This is a genomic window from Terrabacter sp. NPDC080008, from assembly GCF_040702505.1.
GTDB lineage: Bacteria > Actinomycetota > Actinomycetes > Actinomycetales > Dermatophilaceae > Terrabacter.
The window spans coordinates 1,168,327-1,182,321 of sequence record NZ_JBFBLC010000001.1; the positions used below are offsets into that span (position 1 = coordinate 1,168,327).

General features: G+C 70.8%; 13 protein-coding genes. 4 read left to right on the forward strand and 9 right to left on the reverse strand.

Going from position 1 to position 13,995, the window contains the following annotated elements; genetic code table 11:
- Positions 1-27: 27 nt before the first annotated feature.
- The 7 genes from pstB to mshD form a co-directional block, all read right to left on the reverse strand.
- Positions 28-804, reverse strand: coding sequence for a phosphate ABC transporter ATP-binding protein PstB (gene pstB, locus AB0316_RS05505; RefSeq protein ID WP_366271151.1), 777 nt, complete (start codon positions 802-804; stop codon positions 28-30).
- A gap of 15 nt (positions 805-819) precedes the next feature.
- Positions 820-1,836, reverse strand: coding sequence for a phosphate ABC transporter permease PstA (pstA, locus tag AB0316_RS05510; RefSeq protein WP_366271152.1), 1,017 nt, complete (start codon positions 1,834-1,836; stop codon positions 820-822).
- Positions 1,833-2,840 carry a phosphate ABC transporter permease subunit PstC gene (pstC, locus tag AB0316_RS05515; RefSeq protein ID WP_366271154.1) on the reverse strand — a complete coding sequence of 336 codons (1,008 nt, stop codon included), beginning with the start codon at positions 2,838-2,840 and terminating at the stop codon, positions 1,833-1,835. The genes pstA and pstC overlap by 4 nt, the downstream gene beginning before the upstream one ends.
- Before the next feature lie 115 nt (positions 2,841-2,955).
- Positions 2,956-4,080, reverse strand: coding sequence for a phosphate ABC transporter substrate-binding protein PstS (gene pstS, locus AB0316_RS05520; RefSeq protein ID WP_366271156.1), 1,125 nt, complete (start codon positions 4,078-4,080; stop codon positions 2,956-2,958).
- 245 nt (positions 4,081-4,325) lie between these two features.
- Positions 4,326-5,273, reverse strand: coding sequence for an NUDIX hydrolase (locus AB0316_RS05525; RefSeq protein ID WP_366271158.1), 948 nt, complete (start codon positions 5,271-5,273; stop codon positions 4,326-4,328).
- Between the two features lie 114 nt (positions 5,274-5,387).
- The gene (locus AB0316_RS05530; protein WP_366271160.1) at positions 5,388-7,700 is read right to left on the reverse strand and encodes an RNA degradosome polyphosphate kinase; all 2,313 of its coding nucleotides are present in this window, start codon (positions 7,698-7,700) and stop codon (positions 5,388-5,390) included.
- 196 nt (positions 7,701-7,896) lie between these two features.
- The gene (gene mshD / locus AB0316_RS05535; protein ID WP_366271162.1) at positions 7,897-8,811 is read right to left on the reverse strand and encodes a mycothiol synthase; all 915 of its coding nucleotides are present in this window, start codon (positions 8,809-8,811) and stop codon (positions 7,897-7,899) included.
- Between the two features lie 248 nt (positions 8,812-9,059).
- Here mshD and AB0316_RS05540 point away from each other — a divergent pair, with 248 nt between their 5' ends.
- The gene (locus AB0316_RS05540; protein ID WP_366271164.1) at positions 9,060-10,856 is read left to right on the forward strand and encodes a bifunctional metallophosphatase/5'-nucleotidase; all 1,797 of its coding nucleotides are present in this window, start codon (positions 9,060-9,062) and stop codon (positions 10,854-10,856) included.
- Between the two features lie 81 nt (positions 10,857-10,937).
- On the opposite strand, the gene AB0316_RS05545 is transcribed toward AB0316_RS05540, so the two are convergent.
- The gene (locus AB0316_RS05545) at positions 10,938-11,642 is read right to left on the reverse strand and encodes a response regulator transcription factor (RefSeq protein ID WP_366271165.1); all 705 of its coding nucleotides are present in this window, start codon (positions 11,640-11,642) and stop codon (positions 10,938-10,940) included.
- 66 nt (positions 11,643-11,708) lie between these two features.
- Between AB0316_RS05545 and AB0316_RS05550 the strand changes: the two genes are divergently transcribed.
- Positions 11,709-12,011 carry a MoaD/ThiS family protein gene (locus AB0316_RS05550; protein ID WP_366271167.1) on the forward strand — a complete coding sequence of 101 codons (303 nt, stop codon included), beginning with the start codon at positions 11,709-11,711 and terminating at the stop codon, positions 12,009-12,011.
- A 6-nt stretch (positions 12,012-12,017) separates the two neighbouring features.
- Positions 12,018-12,887 (forward strand): hypothetical protein, encoded by an 870-nt coding sequence (locus AB0316_RS05555; RefSeq protein ID WP_366271168.1) that lies wholly within the window; start codon positions 12,018-12,020, stop codon positions 12,885-12,887.
- Positions 12,888-13,095: 208 nt separating this feature from the next.
- Here AB0316_RS05555 and AB0316_RS05560 read toward each other — a convergent pair whose 3' ends face one another.
- The gene (locus AB0316_RS05560) at positions 13,096-13,467 is read right to left on the reverse strand and encodes a DsrE family protein (protein ID WP_366271169.1); all 372 of its coding nucleotides are present in this window, start codon (positions 13,465-13,467) and stop codon (positions 13,096-13,098) included.
- Positions 13,468-13,491: 24 nt separating this feature from the next.
- On the opposite strand from AB0316_RS05560, the gene AB0316_RS05565 reads away from it, so the two are divergent.
- Positions 13,492-13,989 carry an FABP family protein gene (locus tag AB0316_RS05565; protein WP_366271171.1) on the forward strand — a complete coding sequence of 166 codons (498 nt, stop codon included), beginning with the start codon at positions 13,492-13,494 and terminating at the stop codon, positions 13,987-13,989.
- Positions 13,990-13,995: the final 6 nt, after the last annotated feature.

The window sequence follows — 13,995 nt, forward strand, 5'->3', positions numbered from 1 at the left end:
ACTTTCCGTATGCCGTGAGCGGGGTGCTCAGCCGAAGCGACCCGAGATGTAGTCCTCGGTGGCCTGCTCGCTCGGGTTGTTGAAGATCCGCGTCGTGTCGTCGATCTCGACGAGCCGGCCGGGCTCACCGGTCGCCTTCAGGTTGAAGAAGGCGGTGCGGTCGGAGACGCGGGCCGCCTGCTGCATGTTGTGCGTCACGATGACGATGGTGTACTTGCTCTTCAGCTCGTTGATGAGGTCCTCGACGGCCAGGGTCGAGATCGGGTCGAGCGCCGAGCAGGGCTCGTCCATGAGCAGCACCTGGGGCTGCACCGCGATGGCCCGGGCGATGCACAGGCGCTGCTGCTGGCCGCCGGAGAGCCCGGCGCCGGGCTTGGCGAGGCGGTCCTTGACCTCGTTCCACAGGTTCGCGCCCTTGAGGGAGCTCTCGACGATCCCGTCGAGGGTCTTCTTGTTCTTCACCCCGTTGAGGCGCAGGCCGGCCGCCACGTTGTCGTAGATCGACATGGTGGGGAAGGGGTTGGGGCGCTGGAAGACCATCCCCACCGTGCGCCGCACGGTGACCGGGTCCATCGTGCTCGCGTAGAGGTCCTGGTCGTCGAGCATGACCTTGCCCTCGACCCGGCCGCCGGGGATCACCTCGTGCATCCGGTTGAGGGTGCGCAGGAAGGTCGACTTGCCGCAGCCGGACGGGCCGATGAAGGCCGTCACGGACCGGGGCTCGACCGTCATCGAGACGCCCTCGACGGCCTTGAAGGCGCCGTAGTAGACGTTGAGGTCGGTGACGTCGATTCGCTTTGCCATGTCAGGTTCGCTTTCTTACTTCTTGACCGAGCCGAAATGGGCGATGACGCGGCCGATGACGTTGAGCAGCAGGACGAGGATGATCAGGGTCAGGGCGGCGCCCCACATGCGCTCGGCGGCGGTCGCGAGCGCGAAGTCGCCGCGGTCCTGGTTGATCATCATGGGCAGCGTCGGGAAGTTGCCGTTGAACAGGTCCCGCTGGAAGTTCTTCGTGTAGGGCGCGAGGATCAGCAGCGGCGCCGTCTCACCCATGACGCGGGCGATGCCGAGCAGGACGCCGGTGACGATGCCGGAGAACGCCGTGCGCAGCACGACCTTGACGACGGTGACCCACTTGGGCACGCCGAGCGCGTACGCAGCCTCCCGCAGCTCGTTGGGCACGAGCTTGAGCATCTCCTCCGTGGAGCGCACGACCACGGGGATCATGAGCAGCACGAGGGCGAGCGAGGCGGCGAAACCGGACCGGCCCAGGCCGAAGGTCGTGACCCAGACGGCGTAGATGAACAGGGCGGCGACGATCGACGGGACGCCCGACAGGATGTCGACCGTGAAGCTGATCGCGCGCGCGAGCGGCCCGCGGCCGTACTCGACCAGGTAGACCGCGGTCAGGATGCCGATCGGCACCGCGATCAGGGCGGTGAACCCGACCATCGTCAGGGTGCCCTCGATCGCGTGGCGCGCGCCGCCGCCGAAGTCGTCCGAGTTGATGTTGCGCTGGTTGCCCGTCCACCACGTCATCGTCGTGAGCATGTGGAAGCCCTTGGCCAGCACGGTGCCGAGGATCCAGACGAGCGGGACCATGGCCAGCGCGAAGGCGCCCCACATGACGATCCTGGCGACGGCGTCCTTGACGGCACGGGCCCGATGCGGGTGGCTCATCTCCGAGAGCGCGTCACGCCCCGTGCCACCACCGGGGGGCGTCGGGGCGTCGGCGGTGGAGCCGCGACGGTCGGCATCGGACGCGACGGTGCGCCCGGACCGCTCCCCGGGCGGCCGGTCGTCGGGCATGCGGCGGTCGATGGCGGCGGTCATTCGGTGAAGGCCTTCCTGCGCTCGATGACGACGCGGGCGATGCTGTTGACGACGAAGGTCAGCACGAACAGGACGAGGCCGGCCGCGATGTACGCGCCGGTCTTGGTCGGGTTGCTGAACTCGGCGGCGTTGTTGGCGATCTTCGAGGCGAAGGTCTCGCCGCCGTTGAAGAGCGACCAGGTCCAGGGGCTGCCGTCCGAGAGCGCCGACACGAGGAAGGTGACCGCGATGGTCTCGCCGAGGGCGCGGCCGAGTGCGAGCATCGACGCCGAGATGACGCCGGGGCGCCCGAAGGGCAGCACGGCGGTGCGGATCATCTCCCACTGCGTGGCACCGAGAGCCAGCGCGCCCTCCTTGTGGGCCGCGGGCGTCTGGTCGAAGACCTCCCGGGAGAGGGCCGTGACGATCGGCAGCACCATGATCGCGAGGACGATGCCGATGAAGAAGATGGTGCCGCCGCTGATGCCGGTCCGGGCGAAGAGCGGGAACCAGCCGAGGGTGTCCTGGATCCAGCCCTGCACCGGCTTGAAGACCGGGGCGAAGGCGATCAGGCCCCACAGGCCGTAGACGATGGAGGGCACCGCGGCGAGCAGGTCCACGAGGGCGGCTGCGGGTCCGCGCATCCACGAGGGGGCGTACTGCGTGAGGAAGAGGGCCACGGCGACCCCCACGGGGACGGAGATGACCATCGCGATGGTCGAGGAGGCCACCGTCGTCCAGAGGAACTCGAGGATGCCGAAGGCGGGCTTGTCCCCGCCGGGCGCCCACACCCGGCTGGTGAAGAAGTTCTCCGAGTTGTTGAGCAGGGCCGGCACCGCCTGCACCACGAGGAACAGGGCGATGAGGGTCACCAGTGCGATGACGAGGATGCCCGAGGCGGTGGAGGCTCCGCCGAAGATGCGGTCGCCGAAGCGTCCCGTGGATGCCGTGTCCGCCTGCAGGGGCGGCTGCCCGTCCGGGCCTGGGGTCTGGTCCGCCGTGGACACGCCCGTCACTGTTGTCACGTGGAGGCCTCTTCCTTCGCTTGCGTGGTACTGCCACAGGGGCGGACACCGGTCTCGGCGCCCGCCCCTGGGCGGTCGACCTCGCCGGTGCGCACCGGCGACGTCAGGGGAGTACTCAGGAGATCGCGCCCACGGCGGTCTGGACCTTGGTGGCGACCTCGGCGGGCAGCGGCGCGTAGCCCTTGGACTCGAGCTGCTTCTGCACGGCGTCGGAGGCGAACGTCTTGAGGAAGCTCTTGACCTTCTTGCCCGTCTCGGCGTCGGCGTACTTCGAGCAGACGATCTCGTAGGTCACCAGGACGATCGGGTAGGCCCCGGGCTCCTTGGTGGCGTAGTCGATCTTGAGGGCGAGGTCGTTGCCGGTGCCGGTCTGCTTGGCCGTGGCGATCGTCTTGCCGACCGACTCGGCGGTGAGCTCCACCGGGCCGGAGCCGGTGTCGATCTGCGCCATCGGCAGCTGGTTCTGCTGCGCGTAGGACAGCTCGACGTAGGTGATGCCGCCGTCCTGGCCCTTGACGGCCGTCGCGACACCCGCGGACTTCTCCTTGCCCTCGCCCTTGCCGGTCCACTTCTTGCCCGGGTCGTAGGACCAGGCGCTGGGAGCGGCGGCCTTGAGGTACTTCGTGAAGTTCTCGGTCGTGCCGGACTCGTCGGAGCGGAAGTAGACCTTGATCGGGGTCGAGGGCAGCGTGACGCCCTTGTTGAGGGCGGCGATCGCCGGGTCGTTCCAGGTGGTGATCTTGCCGTCGAAGATCTTCGCGGTGACGTCGGCGTTGAGCACGAGCTTGTCGACGCCCTTGACGTTGTAGGCGACCGCGATGGGGCCGGTCACCATGGGGATGTCCCAGGCCTCGGAGCCGCATGCGGCCTTGGCGTCGTCGGCCTCGACCTTGCCGTCCTTGGGCGTGGTCTTGAGGGCCGAGTCGGAACCGGCGAAGTCGACCTGCTTGGCGATGAACTGCTTGATGCCCGCGCCCGAACCGGTGGGCTGGTAGTCGATGTTGGCGTCGGCGCAGGCGCTCTGGTAGGCCTTGATCGCCTCGTCGATGGCGTTCTTCTGGGCCGAGGAGCCCTCCGCCTTGAGGTCGCCGGAGAAGCAGTCGCCGGCCGCGGTGGAACCCGAGGCACCGGTGGAGCCCGCAGCGGGTGCGGCGCCGTTGTTCTCCGACGCGCAGGCCGAGAGCGCAAGAGCGCCGGACAGGGCGATGGCGCCGAGAGCGCTGATACGCGAAACAGACACGAGTGTGATCCCTCTCATGGGGTGTTCCTGGTGGTCGGCCGGTCACTCCGGACGACGGTGCTGGACGTTCATCCACCGCGAAGATAGGTGCGCAGGGTGACGAGCCGCCCACGTGCGGTGAACGCCAGGTGAACGAGGGACGACGTCTTGGAGCCGGGTGCCGGCTCGGGATGCGCACCGCTGCCGCGCGTCCGACGATGAAGGGTTCGGACGGCGGGAAGAGGCCCTGCAGGAGCCGCCGGGGCTCAGGTGTCGATGCGCTCGACCTCGACCACGCGGGCGCCCTCGCCGCGGCCGACGACGTGGCACACGAGCACCTCCCCCTTGTGCATGGACTCGCCGGCAGCGGTGCGCAGCCGCTCGGCCACCTGGTCGCGCTCGGAGGAGGCCTCGACCCGGCGGTGCAGCAGGCCGAGCAGGGTCGGCAGCACCGGCCCGTGACCGCACAGGGCCGCCGGCTCACCGCGGTCGAGCAGGCGTCGCAGCTGCCGCGCGGCGCCGTCGCTGCTCTCGGAGAAGCCCTCCTCGGACAGGGAGTTCCGGGTGCGCACGCGCAGCCCGCGCGCGGCGGCATACGGCTCGACCGTCGAGATGCACCGGGCGGACGAGGAGGAGACGATGCGCGTCACGTCGTAGGCGCCGAGCACGGCGGTCACGCCGCCGGCCTGGGCCCGGCCCACGGCGTCGAGGGGCCGCTCACGGTCGTCGCCGTGCCAGGCGCTGCGCGGTACGGCCTTGGCGTGCCTGACGAGCGCGAGCGGCCACGAGCCGAGCTCGCGGGCGCGGTCGGCGCGTACGAGGGCGAGCAGCTGCTCGCGGTCGCGGGCGTAGTCGAGGCGGTCGTGGGCCGTGCGGACGTCGACCCACGCGACCTCGTCGATCTCGTGCTCGAGCCGACCGTGGCCCCCGATGACCTCGGCGGCCCAGTAGTGGACCTGCTTCGTGGCCGGACCGCCGGTCGAGTCGAGGACGGGGTACTCGGCCGAGGGCAGGGGCACGCCGAGCCGCACGACCAGGCCGGTCTCCTCCAGGGTCTCGCGGACGGCGGCCACGCACGCGTGCTCGCCGGGGTCGAGCTTGCCCTTGGCCCAGGACCAGTCGTCGTACTTGGGCCGGTGCACGAGCGCCACCTCGAGGATCCCGTCGCGGCGCCTCCAGGGGAGGGTCCCGGCGGCGGGGATCACGGAGGCCACGAGCGCCAGTCTGCCCGATGCGTGCCCCAGCGGCGCGCTCGCGGTCACAGCGTGGCCTCTTCTGCCGGTATGCCGTCGCGTGCGGTGTGCGTGAGGTCCCCGTGCCGTATGCCGTCAGCGGCGCCTCGCCTTGCGGCGGCGCTTGTCGTGGCGCTCGATCAGGACTTCCTGGAGGTCCTCGAGTGGCTCCCCGGCCTCGGAGAGGTGGTGGCGCACCCAGCGTCCGTCGGAGCCGAGGTCCCAGCGCGAGGTCGTGTCGGCGAAGGCGAGGTCGATGAGGTCGCGCAGCTCTGCGATGTGGCCCGGGTCGGTGATGCGCACGAGGGCCTCGACGCGGCGGTCGAGGTTGCGGTGCATCATGTCGGCGCTGCCGATGTAGACCTGCGGGTCGCCGCCGTGGTCGAACCAGAAGACCCGGGAGTGCTCCAGGAACCGGCCGAGGACCGACCGCACGCGGATGTTCTCGGAGAGCCCCTCCACGCCCGGTCGCAGCGCGCAGATGCCGCGGACCCAGATGTCGACGTGCACGCCGGCGATGCTCGCCCGGTAGAGGGCGTCGATGAGGGCCTCGTCGACGATGGCGTTGGCCTTGATGACGATGCGACCGGGGGCCGCGCCCTCGCGGCGGGCCTCGTGCAGGTCGACCTCGTCGTCGATCAGGTCGATCAGGCCGGAGCGGACCGTGCGCGGGGCGACGAGCAGCCGCTTGAACTTGCTGCGCGGCGCGAAGCCCGAGAGGAGGTTGAACAGCCGTGAGAGGTCCTCGCCGACCTGCGGGTCGGTGGTGAAGAGGCCGAAGTCCTCGTAGACGCGCGCCGTCTTGGGGTTGTAGTTGCCGGTGCCGATGTGGCAGTAGCGCACGAGTCCCTCGGGCTCCTGGCGGACCACGAGACACAGCTTGGCGTGCGTCTTGAGGCCGACCACGCCGTAGACGACGTGGACGCCCGCCTCCTCCAGCTTGCGGGCCCACGAGATGTTGTTGACCTCGTCGAAGCGGGCCTTGATCTCGACGACGGCCAGCACCTGCTTGCCCGCCTCGGCCGCGTCGATGAGCGCGTCGATGATGGGCGAGTCGCCGGACGTCCGGTAGAGCGTCTGCTTGATCGCGAGGACCTTGGGGTCGCCGGCGGCCTGCTCGATGAAGGCCTGCACCGAGGTGGAGAAGGAGTTGTAGGGGTGCTGGACCAGCACGTCCTTCTGGCGCACCGCGGCGAGCAGGTCGATGGCCTTGGCGCTCTCGGTGGGCGCGAAGTCGGGGTGGGTCCGTGGGAAGAACTTGGGGAACTCGAGGTCCGAGCGGTCGGTGTCGGCGATGGTGAAGAGTCCGCGCAGGTCGAGCGGCGTGGGCAGCATGTAGATCTCGCGGTCGCTGATCTGCAGCTCCCGGGCGAGCATGTCCAGGACCTTCGGGTCGATGTCGTCCTCGACCTCCAGGCGGATCGGAGGACCGAACCGGCGGCGGGTCAGCTCCTTCTCGAGGGCCGTCAGGAGGTTCTCGGCGTCGTCCTCCTCGACCTCGAGGTCCTCGTTGCGGGTGACGCGGAAGCTGAAGTGCTCCTGGACGAGCATGCCGGGGAAGAGCTGGTCGAGGTGGCTGGCGATGACGTCCTCGAGCGGCACGAAGCGCTTGCGCTCGACCTCGGAGTCGACGTCCTCCTCGACGAGGATGAAGCGCGGCAGGCTCGGCGGCACCTTGACGCGCGCGAAGTGCTCGCTGCCGGTCTTGGGGTTCTGGAGCAGCACGGCGAGGTTGAGCGAGAGGCCGGAGATGTAGGGGAACGGGTGGGCCGGGTCGACCGCGAGGGGGGTCAGCACCGGGAAGACCCGATCGGCGAAGAAGTAGTGCAGCGGCTCGCGGTCGTCCTCGTCGAGGTCGTCCCAGCGCACGATGGTGATGCCCTCGTCGTCGAGCGCCGGACGGACCTCGTGCTGGAACACCGACGCGTGCTGCTGCATGAGCTCGTGCGCGACCCGGGCGATGCGCTCGATGAGCTCGCGCGGCTCGAGCCCGGCCGCGGTGCGCACCGCGAGACCCGTTGCGATGCGGCGCTTGAGACCGGCCACGCGCACCATGAAGTACTCGTCGAGGTTGTTGGCGAAGATCGCCAGGAAGCGGGTGCGCTCGAGGAGCGGGACCGCCGGGTCCATCGCGAGCTGGAGCACGCGCTCGTTGAACTGCAGCCACGACATCTCCCGCTCGAGGTAGCGGTCGGCCGGCAGGTCGTCCTCCTCCTCGGCCCTCGCACCCGGCACCACGAAGCGGCCGTTCGGGGCGCGCGGGGGCACGCGCCGGGTCGGCACCGTGGCAGTGAAGGAGCTCACCTCGGCCGCGTCGCTGGTCGGCTCCTCGGCGGCGGTGTCGCCGGTCGCAGTGGAGGTGTCCGCGGTCTCGTGGAGTTCAGTGCTGGTGAGGCTGCCAGTGCTCATGCAGCCATCGTGGCACCGAAGGGTGACGCGGGGGTGACGTCGTCCCGACTCCTGCCGGGCCTGGGTGGTCCGCACGGGCCGGAAGGAGTCGACGGCCGTTCGTCATGATGCTCTGAATTCTGCCGCGGCAGCGCTCCCCACGCCGGTCGAGGCGCGGACGGCCACCGTGGCTGCCTGCCGCGCCGGCCGCGCCTGATCAGCGGGCGAACTGGCGGTGCACCTCGACGTCCTCGAAGCCGAGCGCCGTGTAGGTGCGGACCGCGGCGACGTTGTCCTCGTCGACGTAGAGCTCCACGCGGTCGAGACCGAGCGAGCGCAGGTGGTCGAGGCCCAGCACGGTGACGGCACGTCCGAGGCCCTGCCCCTGGCGGTCGGGGGAGACCGCGACGACGTAGACCTCGCCCACTCGACCCTCGGGCGGATCGACCTTGGTCCAGTGCGAGGCGGCGAGGACGTCGGGGTTCTCCGCGTCCACGACGAGGATCAGGCCCGCGGGATCCCACCAGGGCTCCGCCGTGCGCAGGTCGAGGTCGGCGCGCGTCCACGACCCCTGCTCGGGATGGGAGGCGAACGCGGCGGCGTTGAGGGCCAGCCACGCGTCCTCGTCACGGCCCGGCTCGAAGGAGCGGACGGCATACGCAGGCGGGAGCGTCGGCGCCGGCCACGACGGGCCGGAGCGCAGCGAGCGGCCCATCACGTGCAGGGAGCGCACGGGCTCGAGCCCGTTGGCAGCCGCGAAGGCGGTGGCGACGTCGGCGGCCGCGCCGCTCGCGTGGCTCCACAGCCGTATGCCGTCCGGCAGGCGTTCGAGGAGGGCCGTGCCCACGCCCCTGCGGCGGGCTCCGGGGGCCACGACGAGCTCGGCGGACACCGCGCCGTCGGCCGCGGCCCGGCTCTGCGCGTAGCCGGCCAGGGACCCGTCCGTGCCGGTGGCGAGCAGGTGCTGCACGCCCGAGTCGTCGCGGGCCTGCACCGAGAGGCGGAACTGCTCGGACAGCGGCTGCGACCCGTCGTCGGCGGCCGCGTCGGCGGCCAGCGCCAGGACGGCGGCGGCCTCGTCGGCAGTGAGCGGGGTCGTCGCGTCGCGCAGGGCGACCGTCGGGCTCGGCATACGGCGATTCCACCACAGCGGCCGCGCCATCCCTCGCGGGCTGTCCCACCCTGCCGCTATCGTCCGGTCCCAGGGCACGGGGGGCCCTGCACACGCAGCTCACACGACCGCGGGTCGGTCCGGCGCTCGCCGTGTGCCCGCAGTTCACAACACCGTCACTCAGCAATGCCCCAAGCGCACCCTCCGGGCACTAGCCTCCCGGGGTGCCCACGGGCACGCGACCCACACCGCTGACAAGGGGAAAGACCATGTCCCGTACCACCCGTCGCATCACGGGCGTCGCCGTCGCAGGCATCTGCGCCGCGGCACTTGCGGCACCGGCCCTCGCGGCTCCGACCGCGGGGCCCGACACGAGCAAGGCTCCGGGCAAGACCCAGCTGAAGATCCAGATCCTGTCGTTCAACGACTTCCACGGCAACCTCGAGACGCCGTCCGGCTCGAGCGGCAGCCTGCAGACCGGCCCGACGAAGACGGACACCACCCCCGTCGGTGGTGTCGAGTACCTCGCCACGCACCTCAAGCAAGCCCGCGTCGGCCACCCCAACACCGTCACGGTCGCCGCCGGTGACATGGTCGGGGCCTCTCCGCTGCTGTCCGCGGCGTTCCACGACGAGCCGACCGTCGAGGCACTCAACGACCTCGGCCTCGAGGCGACCTCCGTCGGCAACCACGAGTTCGACGAGGGCTACAAGGAGCTCCAGCGCCTCCAGCACGGCGGGTGCATCGACGACGGCGACGGCGCCAACAACCAGAACTCCTGCCCCGACGGCACCTTCACCGGCGCCAAGTTCCAGTACCTCGCGGCCAACGTCGTCGAGAAGGCCACCGGCAAGACGATCCTGCCGCCCTACTGGGTCAAGAACTTCAACGGGGCCAAGATCGGCTTCATCGGCATGACGCTGAAGGAGACGCCGTCCATCGTCACGGCCTCCGGCGTCGCCGGGCTGCAGTTCAACGACGAGGTCAAGACCGCCAACGCGCTGGTCCCCGTCCTGAAGAAGCAGGGCGTCAATGCCATCGTCGTGCTCGTGCACCAGGGCGGCACCCCGCCGGCCAACACGCCCTACGACTACACCTGCAAGGGCGGCGGCTCGCTGTCGGCCGACTCGCCGATCATCCCGATCGTCAAGAACCTCGACCCGGCCATCGACATGGTCATCTCGGGCCACACCCACCAGCCGTACGTGTGCGCCATCCCCGACGCCAACGGCGTCCCGCGCCTGGTCACGTCGGCGTCCTCCTTCGGTCGTCTCTACAACGACACCGAGGTCACCTATGACCGTCGCACCTCCGACATCGTCCGTCCCACCGAGGCCGACTCCGTCAACAACCTCGTGACGCGCACGGTGGCCAAGGACCCGGCCCAGACGAGCCTCATCGCCAAGTACAAGGACCTCGTCAAGGCGATCGCGAGCAAGGTCATCGGCAGCATCTCGGCCGACATCGTCCGTGCCCAGAGCGATGCGGGTGAGTCCCCGCTCGGTGACCTCATCGCCGACGCCCAGCTGGCCGACCCGTCGGTCGTCACGGGCGGCCAGACGCCGGTCGTCGCGTTCATGAACCCGGGCGGCATCCGCACCGACCTCACCTACAAGGACTCCAAGTACGGCGAGGCGCTGGGCCAGGTGACCTACGAGGAGGCGTTCAACGTCCAGCCGTTCAACAACTACCTCGTGTCGATGAACCTCACCGGCCAGCAGATCTACGACGTGCTCAACCAGCAGCGGACGGGCGCCAACTCCGGTTCAGGCGCCAAGATGCTCCAGGTCAACAAGGGCTTCACCTACACGTGGAGCAAGGCCACGCAGAAGGTCGTCGACGGCACGGTGGCCATCAACGGCACGCCGGTCGACAAGGCCGCGTCGTACCGCATCGTGACGAACAACTTCCTCTCCGACGGTGGCGACAACTTCCCGGCCTTCCAGGGCGGCACCGGCAAGTACTTCGGTGGGCTCGACATCGACGCCTTCGCGAACTACCTGTCCCAGCCGCAGAACGCCAACTACGCGCCCGCCCCGGCGACGCGTATCTCTGTGGTTTCCTGAGCCGACTGCTCGATCCACGAACTGCCGACGCGGCCCGTCCCCGACCGGGGGCGGGCCGCGTCCCGCTGTGCCCGCGTCGCCTCAGGTGCCGGCGGGCTCGGTGGTCGGTGCGCCGGCTCGGTCGGGAACCAGGCGGTAGCCGACGTTGCGGACGGTGCCGATGAGGGCCTCGTGGTCCGGGCCCAGCTTGGCGCGCAGCCGCCGCACGTGCACGTCGACGGTGCGCGTGCCCCCGTAGTAGTCGTAGCCCCAGACCTCCTGCAGCAGCTGGGCACGCGTGAACACGCGGCCGGGGTGCTGGGCGAGGTACTTGATGAGCTCGAACTCCTTGTAGGTCAGGTCGAGGGGCTGCCCGCGGAACTTCGCCGAATAGCTGGCCTCGTCGATGACGAGCTCGCCGGAGGTGATCGGCAGGTCGAGGTCCGGCTCGTCGCCCTGGCCTCTCGTCATGGCCAGGCGCAGGCGCGCGTCCACCTCGGCAGGGCCGGCGGAGTCGAGCAGCACGTCGTCCAGGCCCCATTCCGCCGTGAGCCCCGCGAGGCCGCCCTCGGTGAGCACGGCCAGCAGCGGAGCCGCGATCCCGGTGGCGCGCAGCACCCGGCACAGCGAGCGCGCACTGGCCAGCTCCCGTCGCGCATCGACGATGACGACGTCGCAGTCCGGCGAGTCGACGAGCGCGGTGGCTTCGGCGGGCAGGATGCGGACCGTGTGGCTCAGCAGCCCCAGCGCGGGCAGCACCTCGGCGCTCGGGGCGAGCGCGTTGGTGAGCAGCAGCAGTCGGGCCATCTCGTGCAGGATAGGCGAGACTGGTCACCCGCGAACCCGACGACACCGATGATGAGACGGAGCGACATGGCCTCGAACGCACCCCGGCCCGGCACCCTGGCAGCGGCGCAGGGGCCTGAGTCCGCAGCCGTCGTGACCGTCACCGTCCGCTACTGGGCTGCCGCACGGGCCGCTGCCGGCACCGACAGCGACCACCAGGACGGCGCGACCGTCGGCGAGGTCGTCGACGCCGCGACCGTGGAGCACCCCGGTCTCGAGCGCGTCACCCGGGTCGCGAGCTTCCTGCTCGACGGGCGCAAGGTCGGTCGAGACGAGCCGGTCCGCGCCGGTGCCACCGTCGAGGTGCTGCCGCCGTTCGCCGGCGGGTGATGCACAATGGCGCCCGTGCCTGAGGATGACGCGGCCCGTCGCGAGCCGAGCACCCGGGAGGGCCTCGACGGCGAGAGCGGGGCAGCCGTGCTGGACGCGGCCGGCAGCGGTGCCGGGCCGGGCGACCTGGGCACTTCGGCGAACGCCGAGCGCATCGGCTGGGTCGCCGTGGGCGCGACGCTGGTCGCCGCGGGGGCGCTGCTCGGCGCCGTCGTCAGCGGGTATGCCGCTGCGCTGGGCGTCACACTCACCCTCGCGCTCGTACTGGCGTGGGGTTGGCCGCCCCTGACGGGGTCGCGCACGCCGGCTGCGACCTCGGGCGTGCTGGCCACGTCGGCGGTCGCCATCGTGCTGAGCGCGCTGCGCCAGGACCTGCTCTGGGTCCCCGCCGCGGTCGCCTTCGGCATCGTGCTGTCCTTCTTCGCGCAGCTGGTGCGCCGTGCCGGTCGCGAGGGCCTGGTGCTGACGCTGCTCTCCTCCTTCGGGGGCCTGGTGGTCATGGCGTCCGGTGCCACGGCGGTCGTCGCCGCCGCCGACGCCCGCGACCGCGCCGTTGCCGTCGTCGCCATGGCGGCGGTGGCGGCGGGCGTGGTCGGCGACCTGCTCGCGCGGGTCCCTGCTCTCGACCGGTGGCTCGGGCTGGTGGTGCTGGCCGCAGCCGTGATGGTTGCCGTGGTGGCGGCAGCCGGCACCGGCCGGGTCGGGCCCCTCGCTGCGGTGGGCATCGGCGCGGTGGCCGGCGCGGGCTCGTGGGCCTTCCGACGCGTCTTCTCGCTCGAGCCGGCCATGCTCGGTGTGCGCGGCCAGGTGGCGGCGGCGGCCGGCTCGGTCCTCGCCGTGGGAGCCGTCGTACGCCTCTTCTCCCTCCTCACCTGACCCCCACCCCAACCGTCGAGAGGCCACGTCTGGCCCCTCCTGCACCGTCGACAGGCCACGTGTGGCCCCTTCATGCACGGTCGAGAGGCCACGTCTGGCCCCTCATGCACGGTCGAGAGGCCACGTCTGGCCCCTCATGCACGGTCGAGAGGCCACGTGTGGCCCCCCCCACCGACACGTCGAGAGGCAGGCCTCGCGCGGCGAGGCCTCAGTAGACGAGGGCCTGGGCTCCCGGCGCGGTGACCTCCTCGACGAAGACCGCAGCGCCCTTGATGACCGCCCCCTCCACGAGCTGCTCCGGCGTCAGGTCGCGCCGCGCCGCGCACTGCGTGCACACCGTGAGCCGGCCACCCGCGAGCACGGCGTCGCGAAGCTCGACCAGCGGGGCGGCATACGGCAGCTCGAACTGCTCGGCCCGGCCGGGGACCGCCATCCACGTCGACTCGCCGGTCAGCCACAGGGACACGTCGACGCCGCTCGCGACGGCCGTCGCAGCGACGGTGAAGGCCTGCGAGAGGCGCTCGGGCGCCTCCGTGCCGGCGGTGACCTTGACGACGAGGGAGCGAGCCGGGGTGTCCATGGCCCTCAGGCTACGATCGGGCGCATGTTCAACCTCGACCAGGACATCCCGGAGCCGCTGCGACCCCTCGCGTGGCTCGTCGGACGCTGGGAGGGCGCCGGGGTCGTGGGCTACCCCACGATCGAGTCGGCGCACTTCGGCCAGGAGGTCGAGGTCACGCACGACGGTCGCGGCTTCCTCAAGTGGGAGAGCCGGACCTGGATCCTCGACTCCGAGAACGGCGCCAAGGTGCGCCCGGCCGCCGTGGAGTCCGGCTTCTGGCGACCGCTCGAGAACGGCGAGGTCGAGCTGCTGCTCGCCCACCCGACCGGCATCCTCGAGCTCTACTACGGCACGATGGAGCCGGCCAAGATCCAGCTCAAGACCGACGGCGTGCTGCGTGCGCCCGGTGCGAAGGAGTACAACGCGGCGACGCGGATGTACGGCCTCGTCGAGTCCAAGCTGATGTGGGTCATGGACATGGCCGCCGTCGGCCAGGAGCTGCAGAGCCACGTGTCCGCCACGCTCAAGCGCGTGGAGTGAGCGACC